Source organism: Rhizobium sp. R711 (assembly GCF_002211365.1).
Taxonomy (GTDB): Bacteria; Pseudomonadota; Alphaproteobacteria; order Rhizobiales; family Rhizobiaceae; genus Rhizobium.
Window position 1 is genome coordinate 213,987 of the sequence record NZ_LOKZ01000036.1, and the last position, 21,687, is coordinate 235,673.

The following is a 21,687-nucleotide window of genomic DNA, read 5'->3' on the forward strand; positions in this document are numbered from 1 at the left end:
CCGATCATGCCCCAGTTCGAAACGCATCACTCCGTCCCGCATTCCGCCGACCAGATGTTCGACCTCGTTGCCGACGTCGAGCACTATCCGCAGTTCCTGCCACTCTGCGAGGCGCTGAGCGTTCGCAGCCGGAAGGAGCGTGACGGCAAGGTTCTGCTGATCGCCGATATGACCGTCGGTTACAAGGCGATCCGCGAAACCTTCACGACACAGGTTCTATTGAACAGGGCTGAACGCCTCATCGAGGTCAAGTATATCGACGGGCCGTTTCGCTATCTCGACAATCGCTGGCGCTTCGAAGAAACGGCAACGGGTAGCAACGTCCACTTCTTCATCGACTACGAGTTCAAGAGCCGCATCCTGGGGGCTGTCATGGGCTCGATGTTTGACCGTGCCTTCCGCATGTTCTCCGAAGCCTTTGAAACTCGGGCGACGAAGATTTATGACTGAGCCAGTTGCTGGATCATGCCAAGGGCGGTCCTGACAGTTGCAAGGCGCACCTCATCGCGACCGATATCGCCGTAGAGCATCTTCCGATGAACGAGGCTCCCCCTGCGCGACTTGGCGGCGAGGTGGACGAGACCGACCGGCTTCTCGGCCGACCCGCCTCCGGGGCCGGCAATGCCCGTCACGGCAACAGCGATGACCGCTTGAGAGCGGAAGAGGGCGCCATGCACCATCTGCCGTGCCGTCTCTTCCGAGACAGCGCCGAAGCGGATCAGCGTCTCTTCCTGCACGCCAAGCATCTCCATCTTGGCGGCATTGGTATAGGTGACGAAACCTCTGTCCACGACCGCGGACGATCCTGAAATCTCCGTAAGCGCGCTTGCTATCAATCCGCCGGTGCAGGATTCTGCCGTCGAGATCATCAGCCCGGCAGCCGTGAAGTCGCGAACGATGGCTTCGGCTTGCGCGACGATATCGGCCGGGAAGATGCTCATCTCAGCTTTCCCGGTAGACGACGGTTGCAGTGGCGATTGCGGCTATGCCCTCGCGGCGACCAACAAAGCCGATCTTCTCGTTCGTCGTCGCTTTGACCGAGCAACGATCGATGGAAATGCCTAGGAACTCCGACAGCTTGGCACGCATCTCGTCGCGATGCGGCCCGACTTTCGGCGCCTCGGCGATCAGCGACACGTCAGCGTTCATGATCGTGCCACCGCGTTCGCGGACGATCTTCGCCGCATGTTCGATGAAGATGCGCGATGGCGCACCCTTCCATTGTGAATCCGACGGCGGAAAATGATCGCCGATGTCGCCCGCCCCACAGGTGGCCAGAAGCGCGTCGGTCAAGGCGTGCAGGGCCACGTCGGCGTCCGAGTGTCCCTTGAGTTTCTGGTCGTGGGGAATGAAAACGCCGCAGAGCGTCACGCCATCGCCGGGCTCGAGCTGATGAACATCATAGCCGTTGCCGGTGCGAACATCGGGGAGCGCCTGTCCAGAAAGTTTGCTGTCTGCCATTGCAATGTCCCGTTTGACCGTCAGTTTCACGTTGTCCGCCAGACCTTCGACGATCCGCACCGGCACGCCGGCCCATTCGGCGATGGCGGCATCGTCTGTGAAATCCGTCAGGTTTGCGGTGGCCGCCTTTTCGTGGGCGGCGAGGATAGGTTCGAATGCGAACGACTGTGGCGTCTGCGCTGCGTAGAGCTGAGAGCGGGAAACGGTATCGAGCACCGTTCCGTCGAGGTCGGCTCGCTTCAGCGTATCGGCGACGGGCATGGCCGGGAGAATTGCCGGCACGCCCTGCAGGAGCATGCCAGCGATGCGATCGAGAAGGGCATGGTCGAAGAAGGGTCGCACAGCGTCGTGGATCAGAACGTGCGAGACGTTCTTGCTTCGCAAATGGCGCAGTCCGGCTAGAACGGATTGCTGGCGCGTCGAGCCGCCGTGAACGGCATCGATCGGCCTGCCAGACCGGACTTGACCGGCAGCTTTGGCGAACAGGGCTTCGTCGTCGGGGTGAATGACCACGACGATGTGGCTCGCGAGCTTCCAGCTGGCGAACTTCTCCAGTGTATGAGTGATGACCGGCTTGCCGCCAATTGCCCGATATTGCTTCGGGCCTTCTTCGGATGCGCCTGCGCGTTCGCCACGCCCCGCCGCCACGACGACAATACCTATTGTTGGTTGCTTTTGATGCATTTGCGGCATAAATCCTCAAAGCGCGATTTTGCACTGGTGCTTAGCGGCTTGACGCTTCGAATTCCAGCATTTGCCCGAAAAATGTCAATTCGCGCAGTGCCCTCTTGGCAAGCCATTCAAACATGTCTAAAAATAGTGCACGCATTTTGCGTGCCTGAAAGATAATCAATTGTTGGACTTTGACCTCGCATCACCTTTGCGGATCGGACCTGTGGGAGTCAGGAACCGTGTCGTCCTGGCGCCTATGTCCGGCGTGACGGACATGCCGTTCCGGCAACTGGCGTGGCGTCATGGCGCCGGGCTTGTAGTCACAGAGATGGTCGCGAGCCGTGAACTGGTTAACAGCACCGCCGAATCATGGGCCCGGCTTGAGAGCGCGGGTTTTGAGCCGCACATGGTGCAGCTCGCTGGCCGCGAAGCGCATTGGATGGCTGAGGCTGCGAAAATCGCGGCTGATCACGGCGCTGATATCATTGACATCAACATGGGATGCCCGGCCAAGAAGGTGATTGGCGGTTATTCCGGCTCCGCCTTGATGCGCGATCCCGATCACGCCCTCAGCCTTATTGAGGCGTCAGTCAAGGCGGTCAGCGTTCCCGTGACACTGAAGATGCGGCTTGGTTGGGATGAGGACTCGATCAACGCGCCCGAGATTGCGCGTCGCGCGGAAGAGGCGGGCGTCCAGTTGATTACGATCCACGGCCGTACGCGCATGCAGTTTTACGAAGGCCGGGCGGATTGGGATGCAATACGGGCCGTCCGCGATGCTGTCGCCGTGCCTCTGGTCGCGAACGGCGATGTCGAAACCGTTGAAGACGCGTACGAGATTCTGCGTCGCTCGGGAGCTGATGCTGTGATGATCGGCAGAGGCTGTCAGGGCAGGCCATGGCACGCTGGCGTACTGGCTGGCCGGACGGGACCGAAAACGTGGGACATCCCGGAAATTGCCACCGAGCACTACAGAATGATGCTCGAATTCTACGGTGAGGCAGTCGCCGTCCGCCATGCGAGGAAGCACCTTGGCTGGTATCTCGGCCGCTTTGCGCCTGGTCTCGCAGAGCAGGAGAGGGCTGCGATTATGACTGCGCGCGAGCCCAACGACGTCGCTGCAAGATTTTATGATGCATTGATGGCTGCGGCATCGAACACGCAGACCCGGGAGGCTGCATGACGAATGACGTGCCATCGTCGATCGACAACGGCGGTAGCGCAGTTGCGATCGCTGTACTCAACGCGATCCAGAATCCGGTTGTTATGGTCAACGAGGCTGGCCTCGTCGCTTTCGCCAATTGGGAGGCGGAAGCCTTCTTTGGCGCCAGCGCCGCCCACCTTGCCCGCTACAAGATCTCGACCTTCATCCCGTTCGGCAGTCCGCTACTGGCCCTGATCGATCAGGTTCGCGAACGCCGCGCGCCGATCAATGAGTACCGAGTCGACTTGAGTTCGCCGCGCCTCGGACAGGACAAGCTTGTCGACTTGTATGTCGCCCCTGTGGTCAGCGATCCCGGGTCGGTGGTCATCGTCTTCCAGGAGCGATCCATGGCGGACAAGATCGATCGGCAGCTGACGCATCGCGCGGCTGCCCGCTCGGTTACCGGGCTTGCCTCCATGCTGGCGCATGAGATCAAAAATCCGCTTTCCGGGATTCGTGGTGCGGCACAGCTGCTGGAGCAATCGGTCGTCGATGACGACCGCGCCTTGACGCGGCTGATCTGCGACGAAACGGACCGCATCGTCTCGCTCGTGGATCGCATGGAAGTATTCTCGGACGAGCGCCCCGTCGATCGGATGCCGGTCAATATCCACTCCGTTCTCGATCACGTGAAGGCCGTGGCGAAGGCGGGATTTGCGCGGCACCTCCGCATCACCGAGAACTATGACCCGTCACTGCCATCGGTCTACGCAAACCGCGATCAGCTTGTTCAAGTGTTTCTCAATCTCGTGAAGAATGCCGCTGAAGCGGTCGGCGATCGTCCGGATGGCGAGATCGTTTTGACGACGGCCTACCGCTCGGGCATTCGCCTATCGGTCGCCGGGACTCGCGAAAAGATTTCGTTGCCGCTGGAGTTTTGTGTTCAGGACAACGGTCCCGGCGTGCCGGCGGACCTACTGCCGCATCTGTTTGATCCATTCATTACGACCAAGACGAACGGCAGTGGCCTCGGCCTGGCGCTCGTCGCGAAGATTATCGGAGATCATGGCGGCATTATTGAATGCGACAGCCAGAACAACCGCACGACATTCCGCGTCTTGATGCCCGCCTCCAAGGACGCATCGATGGAAGACGCAACGACCATAACTCCCACAGGACCTACTCGATGACAGCAACGATCCTCGTCGCGGATGATGATGCGGCAATTCGTACCGTGCTTAATCAGGCTCTGAGCCGCGCCGGCTATGATGTGCGAATTACCTCCAACGCCGCCACGCTCTGGCGTTGGGTGTCGGCAGGCGAGGGCGATCTTGTCGTAACCGATGTCGTGATGCCGGACGAAAATGCGTTTGACCTGCTGCCGCGGATCAAGAAGGCGCGCCCGGACCTCCCCGTCCTCGTCATGAGCGCACAAAACACCTTCATGACGGCGATCAAGGCTTCCGAGAAAGGCGCCTACGATTACTTGCCGAAGCCGTTCGACCTGACGGAACTGATCGGCATCATCGGTCGTGCGCTGGCCGAGCCGAAGCGCAGGCCGGCCAAGCTTGACGAGGATATGCAGGACGGAATGCCGCTTGTCGGCCGTTCGGCTGCGATGCAGGAAATCTACCGTGTCCTTGCGCGCCTCATGCAGACCGACCTGACGCTGATGATTACCGGCGAGTCCGGCACCGGCAAGGAACTCGTGGCCCGGGCGCTGCACGACTACGGCAAGCGCCGCAACGGGCCGTTCGTCGCGATCAACATGGCGGCGATCCCGCGCGACCTCATCGAATCCGAGCTGTTCGGCCACGAGAAGGGCGCTTTCACCGGCGCCCAGACACGTTCCACCGGTCGCTTCGAGCAGGCCGAGGGCGGTACGCTGTTCCTCGATGAAATCGGTGATATGCCGATGGATGCGCAGACGCGTCTCCTGCGTGTGCTGCAGCAGGGCGAATACACCACCGTCGGCGGTCGCACACCGATCCGCACCGACGTTCGCATCGTCGCCGCGACGAATAAGGATCTGAAACAAGCGATCAATCAGGGGCTTTTCCGCGAGGATCTGTACTACCGCCTGAACGTCGTACCGTTGCGTTTGCCGCCGCTGCGTGATCGCGCGGAGGATATCCCGGATTTGGTGCGCCACTTCGTTCAGCAGGCGGAAAAGGAAGGGCTCGGTTCCAAGCGCTTCGATCAGGAAGCGCTCGATCTGATGAAAGCCTACGCCTGGCCGGGGAACGTGCGCGAATTGGAGAACCTCATTCGCCGGCTGATGGCACTTTATCCACAGGATGTGATCACCCGGGAAATCATCGAAGCCGAGCTTCGGTCCGATGTGCCGGACAGCCCAATAGATAAGGGTCCGATCCGTTCTGGCAACATGACGATCGCCCAGGCTGTCGAGGAAAACATGCGCACATACTTCGCCGGTTTCGGCGATGGCCTGCCGCCGCCCGGGCTTTACGATCGAGTGCTGACGGAAATGGAGTATCCCCTGATTCTCGCCGCGCTGACGGCAACACGCGGCAACCAGATCAAGGCCGCCGACCTCTTGGGACTGAACCGCAATACGCTGCGCAAGAAGATCAGAGAGCTTGGCGTATCGGTGTATAGAAGCTCCCGTACTGCTTGACAATGTGACTGGCGACGTTGCATTTTCGCCACAATGCGTTGCTTAGAAGTCACGCATGGGGCTCGGGTTTTCGCAGCTGTCCAAGAGCGTAGCGGCACTCGTCGTTGCGTCTTGCAGGCAGGTTGGCGGCTTCCGCGCCTGTCTGCGGGGAGCGGCGGAAGCGAGTGTCTGCCGCCAGGAGAATTAAGCGAATGGAACAGGATGCAATGCCGCCTGCGGCGGAAGGCGAAGCTGTCACGGCCGTGACCGATCGCCGTGCCCTGTTTGCGCTGCCGGGCCTGATCCTTGCCGGTGGTGCGCTTCTCTGCGCCACACTGACGCTCTTCGTGCTGCTGGGGCTGACGCCGATCGCGCCGACCTACCATGTCGTCGTCACCTCGGTCGTCGTGAACTCGTTCTTCGTGCTCGGCTTGATGGCCCTCATCGCACGTGAGGTGTCCCGCCTGTTAAAGGCACGCAAACGCGGGCGCGCCGCGGCGCGCCTTCATATCCGTATCGTCGTGCTTTTCTCGATCGTCGCGATCACGCCGGCGATCCTTGTCGCAATTTTCGCCAGTATAACGCTGAACGCCGGCCTCGATCGGTGGTTTGCCCTTCGTACGCAGTCGATCATCAGTTCCTCCCGCAACATCGGGCAGGCCTACATGATGGAGAATGCGAGCTACCTGCAGGGCCAGACTGTGTCGATGGCGAACGACCTCGAACGTAACAGGGCGCTGTTCAATCTCGATCGCACGGGCTTTTCCGATTTGATGACGCGACAGGCGCGCGGCCGTGGGCTGCTCGGCGCCTTCCTCGTGAAGTCTGACGGCTCGGTTATTACCCAGGCTGACATCAAGACCGAGAAGCCGCTACCGGCAATTCCCCAGGACGCGTTGGATAAAGCCGCGGCCGGGCAGCCAACCTTGATCCCGCCGGGTGTCACGAATTTGGTCGGCGCCATCATCAAGCTCGATGCTATCGACGGAGCGTTCCTTTACACGGTCCGTGCGGTCGATCCCAAGGTCATGGGCGCGATGCGTCTCATGGAGGAGAACGCGACCGAGTACAAATCCATGGAGGCAGGGCGCTTCTCGCTGCAGATCGCTTTCGCGGTTCTTTACATCGGCTTTGCCCTGATCGTTCTGCTGGCTGCAATTTGGACTGCAATTGCCGTGGCTGACCGTATCGTGCGTCCGATCCGCTTGCTGATTACCGCCGCTGACAGCGTGGCCTCCGGCAATATGGATATCGTCGTGCCGGTCCATGCTGTGGACGGCGACGTTGCCAACCTCTCGCGCACCTTCAACAAGATGATCTCGGAAATTCGCACACAGCGCGACGAGATTCTCGAGGCCAAGGACGAGGTGGACGACCGCCGTCGTTTCATCGAGGCGGTTCTGTCAGGCGTAACCGCGTCGGTCATCGGCGTCGAGCATGACCGCAGGATCACCATCGTCAACAGTTCAGCGGAAGCGCTGATGGCGTTGCCGGCGTCGGACATGCTCGGTAAGCAGCTCTCCGAGATCGCGCCCGAAGTCGATCAGGTCCTGACGGAAGCCGCCTCCCGTTATCGCGGTGATTTCCGCAAGCAGATTGCCCTTGTACGGGCCGGTACCGTGCGAACTCTGAGTGTCCAGGTGACACGCGAGGAAGTGCGCGACATGAGTGAATCCTACGTCATCACGCTCGATGACATCACCGATCTCGTCATTGCACAGCGCTCGACCGCGTGGGGCGACGTCGCCCGTCGCATCGCTCACGAGATCAAGAATCCGCTGACGCCGATCCAGCTATCGGCGGAGCGGATTCAGCGCCGCTATGGGAAGCAGATCGACCAGAATGATCGCAGCGTTTTTGACCAGTGCACGGAGACCATCATCCGGCAGGTTGGCGACATTGGCCGCATGGTTGACGAGTTCTCGTCCTTTGCCCGGATGCCGAAGCCGATCAAGGAGCCTAGCGATCTGCGTAAGATCCTGCACGACGCGGTATTCCTACGCGAGATGGGCAATAGCCACGTCACCTTCCTGCAGGAACTGGGCGACCAGCCGCTGGAAGGACAGTTTGACAGCCGCATGCTCGGTCAGGCCTTCGGCAACCTAATCAAGAATGCCGTGGAGGCCATCGAAGCGGTGCCGACTGGCGAGCGCGACGAGCGCAAGATCCTGGTTCGGGCTTCGCTCGACCCGGTGCGCGATCGCTTCACCGTGGACGTGGTCGACAACGGTCGCGGTCTGCCGGTGGAGAACCGCCACAGCATTCTGGAACCCTACATGACGATGCGCGAGAAGGGTACCGGCCTCGGTCTGGCAATCGTCAAGAAGATTATTGAGGAACACGGCGGGCAGCTCGAACTGCATGACGCGCCCGCCGATTTTGACCAGGGAAGAGGGGCCATGATCCGCGTGCATCTGCCACGTCTGGAAACCGCGCCTTCTGCCTCGGCCACAAGTGACAAGGAAAGTGTTTATGGCCTCTGATATTCTGGTCGTTGACGACGAGCACGACATCCGCGAGATCGTCTCCGGTATCCTGTCTGACGAAGGACATGAGACCCGCACGGCGCACGACAGCGACAGCGCTCTGGCTGCGATCTCCGATCGTGCGCCGAGGCTGATCTTTCTCGACATCTGGATGCAGGGGAGCAAGCTCGACGGTCTGTCATTGCTCGACGAGATCAAGGCACGCCATCCGGATATTCCCGTCGTCATGATCTCAGGTCACGGTAACATCGAGACGGCCGTTTCCGCCATCAAGCGGGGCGCGTTCGACTTCATCGAGAAGCCGTTCAAGGCCGACCGACTGATCCTGATCGCCGAACGCGCGCTTGAGAATTCGAAGCTGAAGCGCGAAGTCTCCGAGCTCAAGCGCAAGGCCGGGGACCCGGTCGAACTCATCGGTACCTCCGTTGCCGTCTCGCAGTTGCGCCAGACGATCGAAAAGGTCTCGCCGACAAACAGCCGCATCATGATTTTCGGTTCATCGGGTTCCGGGAAGGAACTCGTTGCCCGCATGATCCATAAGAAATCGACGCGCGCGAACGGTCCCTTCGTGGCGCTAAATGCTGCCAACATCACACCGGACCGCATGGAAATTGCGCTGTTCGGTACGGAAGGCTCTCCCGGACAGGCGCGCAAGATCGGCGCGCTGGAAGAGTCCCACCGAGGCATCCTCTACCTCGACGAAGTCGGCGAGATGCCGCGTGAGACGCAGAACAAAATCCTGCGCGTCCTCGTCGATCAGCAGTTCGAGCGGGTCGGCGGCTCTAAGCGGGTCAAGGTCGATGTACGCATTATCTCGTCGACGGCCTACAATCTCGAGAACCGCATCGCCGAGGGTTGGTTCCGCGAAGATCTCTACCATCGTCTTGCGGTCGTGCCGGTGCGCGTGCCGGCGCTGGCAGAGCGTCGTGAGGATATCCCGTTCCTCGTTGATCAGTTGATGCGGCAGATTTCCGAGCAGGCCGGCATCCGTCCACGCCGCATCGGTGACGACGCGATGGCTGTACTTCAGGCACATGATTGGCCGGGCAACATCCGCCAGCTGCGCAACAACATTGAGCGGCTGATGATCCTTGCTCGCTCCGATGGCCCGGATGCGCCGATCACCGCCGAAATGCTGCCGACCGATCTCGGCGACATGCTGCCGAAAGTTTCGGCCAAGAACGATTACCACATCATGACCTTGCCACTTCGCGAAGCACGCGAGATGTTCGAGAAGGACTACCTGATTGCGCAGATCAATCGTTTCGGCGGTAACATCTCGCGCACGGCGGAGTTCGTCGGCATGGAGCGTTCGGCGCTGCACCGCAAGCTGAAGTCGCTCGGCGTCTGATATCAGGGCGGCGCTGCTGCGCCGTCACTCATTCCCCTGCTTGTATCTCTACGCCCAGGTTCTCCATGCCCAGAATAGCCTATGTGAACGGCCGCTATGTCACGCACTCGAATGCGATGGTCCATATCGAGGATCGAGGCTATCAGTTCGCGGACGGCGTTTACGAGGTCTGTGAAATCAGGCACGGCTATATCGTCGACCTTACGCGCCACCTGAACAGGCTGGATCGGTCGCTTGGCGAGTTGCGCATCGCTTGGCCGATGAGTCGCAATGCCTTGACCCGCGTTATTCGCGAAACGCTGCGCCGCAATCGGGTACGCAACGGTCTCTTTTACTTGCAGATCACGCGCGGCGTCGCGCGGCGCGATCATGTATTCCCCGTGGAAGGAACCCCGCCCTCGCTGGTGATTACGGCCAAGAGCACGGACCCGTCGATCATCGCCCGGAAGAATGCGACAGGCATCAAGGCGATCACCGTTCTCGACAATCGCTGGGACCGGGTCGACATCAAGTCCGTCGGTCTGTTGCCGAACGCCATGGCGCGCCAGCAGGCGAAGGAGGCAGGGGCGCAGGAGGCGATCTATGTCGACGCCGACGGCATGGTGAAGGAGGGCGCCGCCACCAATGTCTGGATCGTTGATCGCTACGGCACGCTTGTTACGCGTCCGGCCGAACATGGCATTCTGCGCGGCATCACGCGCACGACGCTGATCGATGTCGGGGCCAAGCTTGGGTTGAAGATCGAGGAACGAAAATTCTCGGTCGAAGAGATGCTCGCTGCGCGGGAAGTCTTTATTACGGCTGCTACCAGCATCTGCTTTCCGGTTGTCTCGATCGATGGTCAGCCGATCGCAAACGGCCATCCAGGCAGCGTCTCCCAGAAAATTAGGGAGGCCTTTTTCGACGTTGCGGAAAAGATTGCGATTTGATACCAAGACTTTCTGGGCAGATGGGATGAGGGTTGTCGGCTGCCTGCAGGCGAGGTTGATTAGTATTTCACCGGCGGAATCAAGCCGGCAATAAAGAAAGAAGCGGCGCGATGGCGGAACGTTCTCAGAATTTGCAGGACTTATTTCTCAATACTGTTCGCAAGCAAAAGATTTCACTGACAATTTTCTTGATTAATGGCGTTAAGCTGACCGGGGTTGTCACCTCGTTCGACAATTTTTGCGTTCTGCTTCGCCGTGACGGCCATTCGCAACTCGTGTATAAACACGCAATCTCGACCATCATGCCCGGCCAGCCGATGCAGATGTTCGAAAGCGAAGAAGCTGCTTCCTAACAGGACCTGCAATTATCTCGACACGCGATACCAAGAACGATTCGATCATCCCGGAGGCCGCCAAGCACCGGGATGATATGCGCGCGACTGTTGTCGTGCCTGTTCTCAAGCAGGCGCGTTCCGGGCGCGGCGCGGGTGATGGGGTGCCGGTTATAACTCGTACGGCGGAGAGTCGTCTGGAAGAGGCGACTGGTCTCGCCCAGGCGATCGACCTCGATGTGGTGAATGGCGCTATCGTCACCGTCAACGATCCGCGGCCTGCAACGCTGATGGGCACGGGCAAGATCGAAGAGATCAAGGCGACGCTGGATGCGAATGATTCAGGCCTCGTCATCGTCGACCATCCGCTGACACCGGTGCAGCAGCGCAATCTCGAAAAGGAATGGAACGCCAAGGTCATCGACCGCACCGGTCTCATCCTCGAGATCTTCGGCCGCCGTGCTTCCACCAAGGAAGGTACGCTGCAGGTCGACCTCGCGCATCTGAACTATCAGAAAGGCCGACTGGTCCGCAGCTGGACCCACCTTGAACGTCAGCGTGGCGGCGGTGGATTCATGGGCGGTCCTGGTGAAACCCAGATCGAAGCCGACCGTCGCTTGCTGCAAGACCGTATCGTCAAGCTCGAGCGCGAGCTGGAACAGGTTGTGCGCACGCGCCAGCTGCATCGCGCCAAGCGCAGGAAGGTGCCGCATCCGATTGTGGCGCTCGTTGGCTATACCAACGCTGGCAAATCGACGCTGTTCAACCGGATCACCGGGGCCGGCGTGCTGGCAGAAGACATGCTCTTCGCAACCCTCGACCCGACGCTGCGGCGGATGAAGCTGCCGCATGGGCGCACCGTGATCCTCTCCGACACGGTTGGCTTCATTTCGGACCTCCCGACCCATCTGGTCGCCGCTTTCCGCGCTACGTTGGAAGAAGTGCTGGAAGCAGATCTCATCCTTCATGTCCGCGACATATCCGACGTCGACAATCAGGCGCAGAGCGCGGACGTACTGCGCATCTTGAAGGACCTCGGAATCGATGAGGAAGAGGGCGACAAGCGGATCATCGAAGTCTGGAACAAGATCGATCGCTTAGAGCCGGAAGCCCACGGCGCCATCGTGCAGAAGGCGAGCGGTGCCGAAAACGTCGTTGCCCTATCCGCAATCAGTGGCGAAGGTATCGATACGCTGATGGGCGAGATCAGCCGCAGGCTTTCCGGCGTGCTGACCGAAGCGACTGTACGCTTGCCGGTCGACAAGTTGGCGCTGCTGCCTTGGCTCTACGACCATGCTATTGTCGATAGCCGCGAAGACAACGAGGACGGTTCGATCACCTTGGATGTGCGCCTGTCGGAAACCGAGGCGGTTGAGCTGGAGCGCCGCTTGGGCAATGGGTCGAAAGCCGCTAAAGAGGACTGGGAGCGCTAGTCCAGTGGCTAAGATCCGCCCAGGCCCGTCAATGCTGACAGGCGACCGCGGTGTCTGAGCTTACGCCGGTGATTTCGTAAGGCGAGGCTAAATCGGCTCAGCCGAGTTGCCGTTCGATTGCCTTTGCTGCTTGCCAGATTTCCTCCATCCGTTCCAGGCTTGCTGCCTCCAGCGTCTCACCTCCTGCATCAAGAACGGTCTCGATGTGATTGAATCTGCGGCGAAACTTCGTATTCGTCCCGCGAAGGGACTGCTCTGGGTCGGTCTTCACATGCCTGCCGATGTTGACCACGGCAAAGATGAGGTCGCCGAGCTCATCGCTGACCTTCGCCTGATCGCCTTCGGCTAAGGCGACGCGCAGCTCGCCAATTTCTTCCTCGATTTTGTCGAGGATCGGTTCGGGAGCGGACCAGTCGAAGCCCACCTTTGCAGCACGCTCCTGCAGCTTCAGCGCTTCAGTCAGGGCAGGGAAGCTCCGCTGGACCGACCCTAGGAACCCGGCTTTGAAATCCGCGCTGATACCGCGCTTGGCGCGACGTTCGGCGCGCTCGCGCTTTTCGGCCTGCTTGATGTCGTCCCACTGCTTCTTCACGGCATCCGGCGTGTCGGCATCGGAGCGGGCGAAGACATGTGGATGCCGGCGGATCATCTTCCTAGTGATCGCCTCGACGACATCGCCGAAGGAGAATTCGCCGGCTTCCTCGGCCATTCGCGCATGGAACACCACCTGCAGCAGTAGGTCGCCCAACTCGTCGCAGAGGTCGTCCATGTCGTTGCGTTCGATGGCATCGGAGACCTCGTAGGCCTCCTCGATCGTATAGGGCTTGATCGTCTCGAAGGTCTGGACGACGTCCCAGGGGCACCCGGTTTCCGGATTGCGGAGCGCGGCCATGATCTCGATCAGGCGCGAAATGTCTTTGGAGGCTTCCATGATCACTCAGTTCAGTGGGATATCGTTGTTGCTCTTAGATGCCTGGTAGCTGTCTGAGAGCGCGTCGTAGCGCGCCTTGATGCGTGCCGTCTGTGACTTCAGTTCGGCTTTCAGGTGATCGTCCTCGGTCTCCACGAGGTCGGCGATGGCAAAGCTGTTCCAGAACGCATTGCTGCGTCGGTAACCACCCGGTTCCAAGCCGAAGACTTCCTTCAGGATCTTCAGGTCGTGGGGAATGGCGAAGGCGTCGCGCGAATCTTCGTGGCTGAAGAAATAGCAGAAATTGTCGAACCCGGCCCAGGTGATAGCCGACATGCACATGGTGCAGGGTTCGTGGGTCGATAGAAAGATCAGGTCCTTCGTAGCCGGCTTTTCGCCAAGCTCGTAAAAGCGCTTCAGCGTGTGCACCTCGCCGTGCCACAGCGGGTTCTCAAGCTCGTTGTTGGTCTCCGCAATGACGAGCGAGAGGTCGGATTTGCGCAGGATCGCGGCACCGAACACCTTGTTGCCCGCAGCGACGCCGCGCTCGGTCATCGGCAGGATGTCGTGTTCCATGACGTTGAGCAGGCGGGCGGCGATGGTCTTGTCAGACATGAATTTCTCCTTGAAGGCTGCACTCTAGCGCCAGCGGCGGTCAAGGAAAATGCCGATCAGGCCGCGTTGCCGTGTTTGTCACAGGCTTTCCGCTGCGTTGCGACAGGTCCGGGTGTGTTCGTTGCGCCGCACCGGTGACTTTTACTCAAATCATTGGGAGACCGAGTAAAAGAATACGCGCCCGCGCGGGCTTTGGAATTTCTGTTTCTTCATTTGCCTGAGCAGAGAGTGCATATTCATTTGCCTGAGCAGAGAGTGCATATTCCGGCAGCTTCGAACTGGATTGACGATGTCTCCCAAGACTGAACAACTGTCGGTATTTCCTGCCTTCTTTCGCGTTGAGGGCAAGATTGCGGCCGTCTTCGGCAACGGGGACGAGGCATTCGCGAAGGTTCGCCTACTCTTGAACACGCAGGCGACGATTGTTGCCTATGCCGATCGCCCTCGGGCCGACTACCACGCCTTTCTGATCGCCAATCGGATCGAGAGGGTGTGCACCAGCTTTGCAGCGGAGCAGGTCCGCGGAGCAACATTCGTCTTTGCGGCGACTGGAGGCGCGGCAATGGATCGCGCGATTGTCGATGCAGCCCGCGCAGAGAAGGTGCCCGCCAACGCCGTCGATCAGCCTGACTACTGCGATTTCTTCACGCCAGCGCTCGTCAATCGCGCGCCCGTGGCGGTCGCGATCGGCACGGAGGGCGCTGGCCCGGTGTTGGCACAGATGATCCGTGCACAGATCGACCAGCTTCTTGCTCCGTCGCTAGGGCGCCTGGCGGATCTCGCGATCGGCTATCGCAAGACCGTCGAGCATCTCGTGCCGAAGGGTGCTGCGCGCCGCCTGTTCTGGCGCCGGTTCTTCTCGGGCTCGGTCGCCGACGCTGTCGCTAACGAGAACCTGCCGCAGGCGCGTCGTGCAGCCAACAGTCTGCTGCAGTCTGCTGAAAAGGTGGAGGGCCACGTCTGGCTCGTCGGCGCCGGCCCAGGTGCCGCGGATCTGCTGACGCTGCGCGCCCAGCGGGTGATGATGGAAGCCGACGTCATCGTATATGATGCCCTCGTGCCGCAAGAAATTGTCGACATGGGTCGCCGCGACGCCGAGCGTCTGTCGGTCGGCAAGCGCAAGGGATGCCATTCGAAGTCTCAGGAAGAGATCAACGATCTGCTGGTGTACCTCGGTCGCGAAGGCAAGCGCGTGGTTCGCCTGAAGTCCGGCGATCCGCTTGTCTACGGTCGGGCAGGCGAGGAGATGGCGGCATTGCGGGCTGCGGGCATTTCCTATGATGTGGTTCCGGGAATCACCTCGGCTTTCGCCGCTGCCGCCGATTTCGAACTGCCGCTGACGCTGCGCGGCGTGGCATCGTCGCTGGTCTTCACGACCGGCCACGATCTGACGGGCGATGTCTTGCCGGATTGGGCAAGTTTGGCTGTTTCGGGTGCGACGATCGCTGTCTATATGGGCCGCACTGTCGCCGCGTCGGTGGCCGAACGCTTGATGCAGGCCGGCCTTCCGGCGGAGACAACAGTTGCCGTCATTGAGAATGCCAGCCGCTCCGATCGCCGGCTGTTGCACGGGATTCTGCGGGATCTTCCCGACCTGCAGCACCGTGACGAGTTGACCGGCCCGGTCATGGTCATTATCGGCGATGCGGTCGCAGGCGCCAATTTCGAACTGTCGGAACCGCTTGTGCGCGAACGCGCCCGGTCCGAGGAATTTGCAAGGAGCTGAATATGGTGGACAAGGTTCTCACCGCCAACCGACTGACGGATGGCATTGCCGTCTGGCTGAACGCCAACGGCGAATGGGTTACCTCGCTGCAGGAAGCCCTTGTTGCCCGTCACGCCGAGGCCGTCGCGGCTCTGGAAGCGATCGGCAAGAAGTCCTATGCCGACAACCAGGTGGTGGACGTCGCCGTTGTCGAGGTTCAGGAGACCGATGGCGTGCTCTGGCCGCTGCGTCTTCGCGAGCGCATTCGCGCCCAGGGTCCGACCATGGAATACGCGCCGGGCTACCAGCCCGCCGACCCCGCATTCATCGCAGTCTGAGGAAGCAGATGTATCGTTACGACGAATTTGACCACGCTTTTGTCGCCGAGCGCGTCGAGCAGTTTCGCGACCAGGTCCAGCGCCGCCTTTCCGGTGAACTCGCCGAGGATGCGTTCAAGCCGCTGCGCCTGATGAACGGTGTCTATCTGCAGCTTCACGCCTATATGCTCCGCATCGCGATTCCTTATGGAACGTTGAGCTCACGCCAGGTGCGGATGCTCGCTCATATAGCGCGCAAGTATGACCGTGGTTACGGCCATTTCACGACCCGGCAGAACCTGCAGTTCAATTGGCCGAAGCTGTCCGAGATCCCGGATGCGCTGGCCGAGCTTGCCTCCGTCGAAATGCACGCGCTGCAGACATCGGGCAACTGCATTCGCAACGTGACCGCCGACCATTTTGCCGGCGCTGCGGCCGACGAAATTGCGGATCCGCGTCCTTACGCCGAGATCCTGCGCCAATGGTCCTCCGTGCATCCGGAATTCTCGTTCCTGCCGCGCAAGTTCAAGATCGCCGTCACCGGCGCCGAACGCGATCGCGCGGCGATCCAGGTCCACGACATCGGACTGCATCTGAAGAAGAACGAAAAGGGGGAGATCGGCTTTGCAGTTTACGTCGGTGGTGGCCAGGGTCGCACGCCGATGATCGCCAAGCTGATCCGCGACTTCCTGCCGGAAGAGGACCTGCTGTCCTACACAACAGCGATCGTCCGCGTTTATAACCTCAACGGCCGTCGCGACAACAAGTACAAGGCTCGCATCAAGATCCTCGTGCACGAAACGGGCACGGAAGAGCTGACGCGTCAGGTCGAGGCAGAGTTCGTTGAACTCAAGGATTCCGAACTGAAGCTGCCGGAGACAGACGTCGAGGCCATCGCTGCCTATTTCGCGCCGCCGGCTCTGCCCGATCGTGCCGAAGGATGGGAAAACCTCGCGCGCTGGAAGAAGGCCGACCCGGCTTTCGCCCGCTGGGTCCAGCAGAACGTGCAGCCGCACAAGCATCCCGATTACGGCATGGTGACGATCTCCCTGAAGCCGATCGGTGGCATTCCGGGCGATGCTTCCGATAGCCAGATGGATGCCGTCGCCGATATCGCCGAGGAATATGCCTTCGACGAAATCCGCGTCAGCCACGAACAGAACCTGATCCTGCCGCATGTCGCGCTTGCTGATCTCGAAGCTGTTTACCGCGGCCTGGTTGCCATCGGCCTTGCCGAGGCCAATGCCGGTCTCATCACTGACATCATTGCCTGTCCCGGGCTCGACTATTGCGCGCTCGCGAATGCGCGCTCCATTCCCGTTGCGCAGGAAATCTCCAGGCGCTTCGGCGATCCGGATCGTCAGGCTGAAATCGGCGAGCTGAAGATCAAGATCTCGGGCTGCATCAATGCCTGCGGCCATCACCATGTCGGCCATATCGGCCTGCTTGGCGTGGAAAAGAAGGGCGCTGAGCTCTATCAGATCACGCTCGGCGGTTCGGGCGACGAGCATACGTCGATCGGCGAGATCATCGGTCGCGGCTTCGAGCCGGACAAGGTGACCGATGCGATCGAAACGATCGTCAACACCTATCTGACAATCCGCAAGGAGCCGTCGGAAATCTTCCTCGAAACCTATCGTCGCGTTGGTCCGCAGCCGTTCAAGGACGCGCTGTATGGGTCAGCGGCAGAAGCGGCGTAAGGAGGGGACGATGACCAAGATCTGGAGAGAAACCGGCTTCGTCGAGAACGATCCCTGGGTGATCGAGACGCAAGAGGTAAAGGCAGGCGAGGGGCAGAAGGCCCTTCTTGGCTTGGCCGAACTGATCGCCAAGGCGGACGAGAGCAACGAGATCGGCTTCGGCGTGCTGATCAGGCCGGCGGACGATGTTCGCAAGCTTGAGCCCTACCTCTACCGCCTGGAGATTGTTGCTGTTGCCTTCCCGGCCTTCAACGACGGCCGAGCCTTCAGCCATGCATCCCTGCTGCGTGACCGCCTTGGCTACACCAACGAACTGCGCGCCGTCGGCGACGTGCTGATCGACCAGATTCCGCTGATGCAGCGCGTCGGCATCGACAGCTTTGCGGTGACCAACGAGACTGCGATAAAGCGTCTCACGGAGCACCGCCTGCCGGGAATTCCGCATCATTATCAACCGGCTGTGCGTGACGCGGACGCCGGCAAGGGCTATAGTTGGCGCCGTCAGGCGAAGCCGGCTGCATAAGCACCGGATCGCCGTCAAGAATTGACGGAACGGTGCAATGAAGACTTTTGAAATCGTGGTGATCGGCGGCGGCCTTGCCGGCATGATCGCCGCTATCGCCTTGGCTCGCGGCGGACGCAACTTGGCTCTTGTTGCGCCGCCGTCATCCAGCCAGGACCGGCGCACGACCGCGCTCATGGATCAGTCGATCCGTTTCCTCGACAGGCTGACCTTGTGGGAAAAGCTGCGGCCTGCTGCCGCTCCGCTTTCCACCATGCGCATTATCGACGGTACGAATCGCCTGCTGCGAGCGCCGATCACCACTTTCCGTTCCGTCGAACTCGATCTTGACGCCTTCGGCTACAACTTCCCGAACAAGGCGCTGATGGAGGTGTTGGAGGCCGCGATTGCGGCCGAAGGCAATATCACCCGCTTCACATCGTTTGCCGACCTGATTGATATCGGCGCGGAATCGGTGACCATCACGCTCGCCGATGGCGAAGTCCTCTCGGCGGCCTTCGCCGTTGGCGCTGACGGGCGCAAGTCGAAGCTGCGCGAAAGGGCCGGCATCGATGTGAGAACCTGGTCCTATCCGCAATCGGCCATGGTGTTGAACTTCGAACATTCGCTGCCACATGAGAATGTCTCGACCGAGTTTCATACCGAAAGCGGACCGTTCACTCAGGTGCCGCTTCCGGGCAATCGTTCCAGCCTCGTATGGGTCCAGAACCCTTCGGATGCGGTGGCGCGCAATGAACTCTCACTCGCCGAGCTGAGCAATGTCGTCGAGGAGCGAATGCAGTCGTTGCTCGGCAACGTGACCGTCGAAGAAGGCGTGCAGTTGTGGCCGCTTTCCGGCATGATGGCCCACCGCTCCGGCAGAGGCCGAGTTGCCTTGATCGGCGAGGCTTCGCACGTTTTTCCGCCAATCGGCGCACAGGGGCTGAACCTCAGCCTGCGTGATGTCATGGTACTGTCGGATATTCTCTGCGCACGGCCCGAACTACCGATTGCCGCCGACGCTGGCGACCGTTTCGATCGCAAGCGCCGCGCCGATATCATGACACGCACGGCAAGCGTCGATCTTCTCAACCGCTCGCTTTTGTCCGATTTCCTGCCTGTGCAGATGATGCGCGCCGCGGGCCTTCATATCCTGTCGGCGCTGCCGCCGCTGCGCAGCATCGTCATGCGCGAGGGTATCGAACCCGGACGCAGCTTCCGGGATATTCCGGGCGCGATCAAGGGGAAGCTAAGCCGGAAGAAAGCCTGATTTGATCGCAATCAGGACGGCCGAGACGGTCACGACGGAAAGCGCCGTCGTGATCAGGATCGTCGCCGAGGCGCGCTCCTGCCAGACCCCGTATTGCTGCCCAATGACGAAGACATTGGTCGCCGTTGGCAAGGCTGCGAGCAGCACCGCCGCGTAGATCCAAATCGGATCAAAGCCACCGACGGTCGTCAGCGCGAGATAGACGACGATCGGATGGATGATGAGCTTGGCCGGAACAATGGAGCCCATCTCGGCCGGTATGCGCTTGAGTGGTCGAAGCGCCAGCGTGACTCCCATCGCAAACAACGCGCACGGCGCGGCAGCCTGCGCGAGATAGTCAACGAAGCGTTGGAATTCGAGCGGCTGATCGATGTTTAAGCGGGCGGCAACGAAGCCGAGCGCCGTTGACAGTATGAAGGGGTGGAAAGCCACTTTCCGAGCAATATCGATCGCTAGGCGGTCATCGCCAGCCGCTGCCATGAGTGCAGGCGCAACGATGAAATGCAGCGCATTCTCGAGGCAGACGATCAGCGCCACCGGCCGCACCTTCGCCGACGATGAAGATCGAATAGGTTGCCGCGAGATCGGTGGCGATGAAGTCGACGCGTGTCAGATCCTCGAAGGGCGTGCGCGAGACGAGTTTGAAGAAGAGCGCGGGCAGGGCTGCATAGATGATGAAGGTGTTCATCCAGCCGAGCGCCTCTGCCGGCTGCTTCGTCACTTTCCCCGCGATATAGCCAATGAAGATCAGACCGAAGAACGGCAGAAGCAGACTGACGATATCGGACACGGCTATTCCAATGCAAATTTCGGCCGGGCGATTTGCGCTTAGCCGATTTTCATCAGGATTGGGAAGGTCTGTTGGAACCAGATTGCGACGTCACTGATGAAACCGAACATGAAAGCGAGGCCGGTGAGGATCAGGAATATGCCCATGACTTTTTCGACCGTTCCTAGATGCCGGCGGAAGCGTATCAGAAAGCCCATGAAGGCACCGGAGAAGCCGGCGGCAATCCAGAACGGAATAGCAAGGCCGAGGGAATAGACCGCCAGAAGTCCGGCACCCGAACCGACAGTCTCTCGCGAAGCCGCGACGCCGAGGATCGCGCCGAGTACCGGGCCAATACAAGGGGTCCAGCCGAAAGCGAAAGCCAAGCCCATCACATAGGCACCGGTCAGCGTCGCTGGCTTGCCGCTGCCTTGAAAGCGCGCCTCGCGGGCAAGAATTCCAATCCGGAAGACTCCCAAAAAATTCAAGCCCATGATGATGATGATCAGGCCGCCGATCTTTGCCAGGAGATCGAGATGCTGGCGAAGCGCCATGCCGATGCTGGAGGCACCAGCCCCAAGTGCTACGAAAACGGTGGCGAAGCCGAGCGTGAAGAAAAGCGCTGAAAATAGCACGCCTCGCCGTGCGTCCGGGGCAACGGCAATCGTGCTGCCGCCGCGGAACTGCTCGACGGAAATACCGGCCATGTAGCAGAGATAAGGCGGAACGAGAGGCAGGACGCAGGGCGAGAGAAACGACAGCGCGCCGGCAAACAGGGCGCTCAACAAGGAAATATCGGCAATCGACACTTAGGCACTCCGGCGGCAGGCACGCATGTGCGAAGTCCTATCGTAACGGAGCCATCCGAGCCAATCACCTTTTTGCGTTTTGAAGAGAAAGTAGAGGTGGCCGGGTAACTCTGTAGCCGCATTAAAATGGCGATGGCGCGACTATCGCGTGCCATCGCCATGCAACCGAAGCTACCATCACACGACTTTAGCGGTCTCGGCAGACGGTTTTGTATTTTGTGATGTAATGATGGTGGCTCTTCTTCTGATAGGGCTGGTCCCAGCACACCTGTTGCGCGTAACGCGGACGATAATAGTTGTCGTCGTCATCATCGTCGTAGACATAACGTGGCTCGTGTCGGTAGTAGCGTGGCGGTGGCGGATCGTCATAATACTGCGGCCCGGAGCCGAGCTCGAAGTATACGCCGTCCGCGAAAGCCGGTGCGCTCACGAGCAGCGTCGCAAGTCCGGCGGCTGCAACAGTAAGCTTTCTCATGATCGGTCTCCATCTGTATCTGCTGACTTAACGCCTTTGGAGCGCTGTTGGTTCGACAGATTAGATGCGGCGCATGAATGCGCACTGAAACCGGCGTTCATCTGCCAGTCATGCGCCGGATGATCGCAAGAGGGTCATGATTCGATCGAGTCTGTATGTCACGGTCACCCGCAGAGGCGAACGCCATCGC

The 21,687-nt window shown here is 60.3% G+C and carries 20 protein-coding genes and 1 pseudogene; 14 read left to right on the forward strand and 7 right to left on the reverse strand.

Annotated features, from left to right (window positions below; genetic code table 11):
- Positions 1-6: 6 nt before the first annotated feature.
- Positions 7-450, forward strand: coding sequence for a type II toxin-antitoxin system RatA family toxin (locus tag ATY80_RS24690; RefSeq protein WP_088694918.1), 444 nt, complete (start codon positions 7-9; stop codon positions 448-450).
- Here ATY80_RS24690 and ATY80_RS24695 read toward each other — a convergent pair.
- Positions 441-941 (reverse strand): CinA family protein, encoded by a 501-nt coding sequence (locus ATY80_RS24695; protein WP_088694919.1) that lies wholly within the window; start codon positions 939-941, stop codon positions 441-443. The two genes, ATY80_RS24690 and ATY80_RS24695, sit on opposite strands and share 10 nt — an antisense overlap.
- A gap of 1 nt (position 942) precedes the next feature.
- Positions 943-2,154, reverse strand: a complete 1,212-nt coding sequence (locus tag ATY80_RS24700) for a bifunctional 2-C-methyl-D-erythritol 4-phosphate cytidylyltransferase/2-C-methyl-D-erythritol 2,4-cyclodiphosphate synthase (protein WP_088694920.1) — start codon at positions 2,152-2,154, stop codon at positions 943-945.
- Positions 2,155-2,314: 160 nt separating this feature from the next.
- Here ATY80_RS24700 and dusB point away from each other — a divergent pair, with 160 nt between their 5' ends.
- From dusB to hflX, 8 genes are all read left to right on the forward strand, one after another.
- Positions 2,315-3,316, forward strand: coding sequence for a tRNA dihydrouridine synthase DusB (gene dusB / locus ATY80_RS24705; RefSeq protein ID WP_280950702.1), 1,002 nt, complete (start codon positions 2,315-2,317; stop codon positions 3,314-3,316).
- Positions 3,313-4,467, forward strand: a complete 1,155-nt coding sequence (locus ATY80_RS24710) for a nitrogen regulation protein NR(II) (protein ID WP_088694922.1) — start codon at positions 3,313-3,315, stop codon at positions 4,465-4,467. Before dusB ends, ATY80_RS24710 begins: the two co-directional genes overlap by 4 nt.
- Complete coding sequence (gene ntrC / locus ATY80_RS24715; protein ID WP_088694923.1) at positions 4,464-5,915, forward strand: nitrogen regulation protein NR(I); 1,452 nt, start codon at positions 4,464-4,466, stop codon at positions 5,913-5,915. The genes ATY80_RS24710 and ntrC overlap by 4 nt, the downstream gene beginning before the upstream one ends.
- Before the next feature lie 191 nt (positions 5,916-6,106).
- Entirely contained in the window at positions 6,107-8,377 is a 2,271-nt protein-coding gene (locus ATY80_RS24720) for a PAS domain-containing sensor histidine kinase (protein ID WP_088694924.1), read from the forward strand.
- The gene (locus ATY80_RS24725; RefSeq protein WP_088694925.1) at positions 8,367-9,731 is read left to right on the forward strand and encodes a sigma-54 dependent transcriptional regulator; all 1,365 of its coding nucleotides are present in this window, start codon (positions 8,367-8,369) and stop codon (positions 9,729-9,731) included. Before ATY80_RS24720 ends, ATY80_RS24725 begins: the two co-directional genes overlap by 11 nt.
- Positions 9,732-9,796: 65 nt before the next feature.
- Positions 9,797-10,660 carry a D-amino-acid transaminase gene (locus ATY80_RS24730; protein ID WP_088694926.1) on the forward strand — a complete coding sequence of 288 codons (864 nt, stop codon included), beginning with the start codon at positions 9,797-9,799 and terminating at the stop codon, positions 10,658-10,660.
- A gap of 110 nt (positions 10,661-10,770) precedes the next feature.
- Positions 10,771-11,013 carry an RNA chaperone Hfq gene (gene hfq / locus ATY80_RS24735; protein ID WP_003539403.1) on the forward strand — a complete coding sequence of 81 codons (243 nt, stop codon included), beginning with the start codon at positions 10,771-10,773 and terminating at the stop codon, positions 11,011-11,013.
- 77 nt (positions 11,014-11,090) lie between these two features.
- Positions 11,091-12,425, forward strand: a complete 1,335-nt coding sequence (hflX, locus tag ATY80_RS24740; RefSeq protein ID WP_088694927.1) for a GTPase HflX — start codon at positions 11,091-11,093, stop codon at positions 12,423-12,425.
- A 97-nt stretch (positions 12,426-12,522) separates the two neighbouring features.
- On the opposite strand, the gene mazG is transcribed toward hflX, so the two are convergent.
- Positions 12,523-13,356, reverse strand: a complete 834-nt coding sequence (gene mazG / locus ATY80_RS24745; RefSeq protein ID WP_088694928.1) for a nucleoside triphosphate pyrophosphohydrolase — start codon at positions 13,354-13,356, stop codon at positions 12,523-12,525.
- Positions 13,357-13,362: 6 nt separating this feature from the next.
- Complete coding sequence (locus tag ATY80_RS24750) at positions 13,363-13,950, reverse strand: nucleoside deaminase (RefSeq protein WP_088694929.1); 588 nt, start codon at positions 13,948-13,950, stop codon at positions 13,363-13,365.
- A gap of 289 nt (positions 13,951-14,239) precedes the next feature.
- On the opposite strand from ATY80_RS24750, the gene cysG reads away from it, so the two are divergent.
- From cysG to ATY80_RS24775, 5 genes are read left to right on the forward strand one after another with little or no spacing between them, the layout of a single operon-like run.
- Positions 14,240-15,676 carry a siroheme synthase CysG gene (gene cysG / locus ATY80_RS24755; protein WP_088694930.1) on the forward strand — a complete coding sequence of 479 codons (1,437 nt, stop codon included), beginning with the start codon at positions 14,240-14,242 and terminating at the stop codon, positions 15,674-15,676.
- A gap of 2 nt (positions 15,677-15,678) precedes the next feature.
- The gene (locus ATY80_RS24760) at positions 15,679-15,993 is read left to right on the forward strand and encodes a DUF2849 domain-containing protein (RefSeq protein WP_016553863.1); all 315 of its coding nucleotides are present in this window, start codon (positions 15,679-15,681) and stop codon (positions 15,991-15,993) included.
- 8 nt (positions 15,994-16,001) lie between these two features.
- Positions 16,002-17,672, forward strand: coding sequence for a nitrite/sulfite reductase (locus tag ATY80_RS24765; protein ID WP_088694931.1), 1,671 nt, complete (start codon positions 16,002-16,004; stop codon positions 17,670-17,672).
- Positions 17,673-17,682: 10 nt separating this feature from the next.
- Entirely contained in the window at positions 17,683-18,195 is a 513-nt protein-coding gene (locus tag ATY80_RS24770; protein ID WP_088694932.1) for a DUF934 domain-containing protein, read from the forward strand.
- 37 nt (positions 18,196-18,232) lie between these two features.
- The gene (locus ATY80_RS24775; RefSeq protein WP_088694933.1) at positions 18,233-19,444 is read left to right on the forward strand and encodes a UbiH/UbiF family hydroxylase; all 1,212 of its coding nucleotides are present in this window, start codon (positions 18,233-18,235) and stop codon (positions 19,442-19,444) included.
- Here the strand turns inward: ATY80_RS24775 and ATY80_RS24780 are convergent.
- The 3 genes and pseudogenes from ATY80_RS24780 to ATY80_RS24790 all read right to left on the reverse strand — a co-directional run bounded on the left by ATY80_RS24780 (position 19,424) and on the right by ATY80_RS24790 (position 21,497).
- A pseudogene (locus ATY80_RS24780) lies at positions 19,424-20,234 on the reverse strand (AEC family transporter). The gene ATY80_RS24775 and the pseudogene ATY80_RS24780 sit on opposite strands and share 21 nt — an antisense overlap.
- A gap of 38 nt (positions 20,235-20,272) precedes the next feature.
- Entirely contained in the window at positions 20,273-21,022 is a 750-nt protein-coding gene (locus tag ATY80_RS24785) for a cytochrome c biogenesis CcdA family protein (RefSeq protein ID WP_088694934.1), read from the reverse strand.
- Between the two features lie 187 nt (positions 21,023-21,209).
- Entirely contained in the window at positions 21,210-21,497 is a 288-nt protein-coding gene (locus ATY80_RS24790) for a hypothetical protein (protein ID WP_088694935.1), read from the reverse strand.
- Positions 21,498-21,687 lie beyond the last annotated feature (190 nt).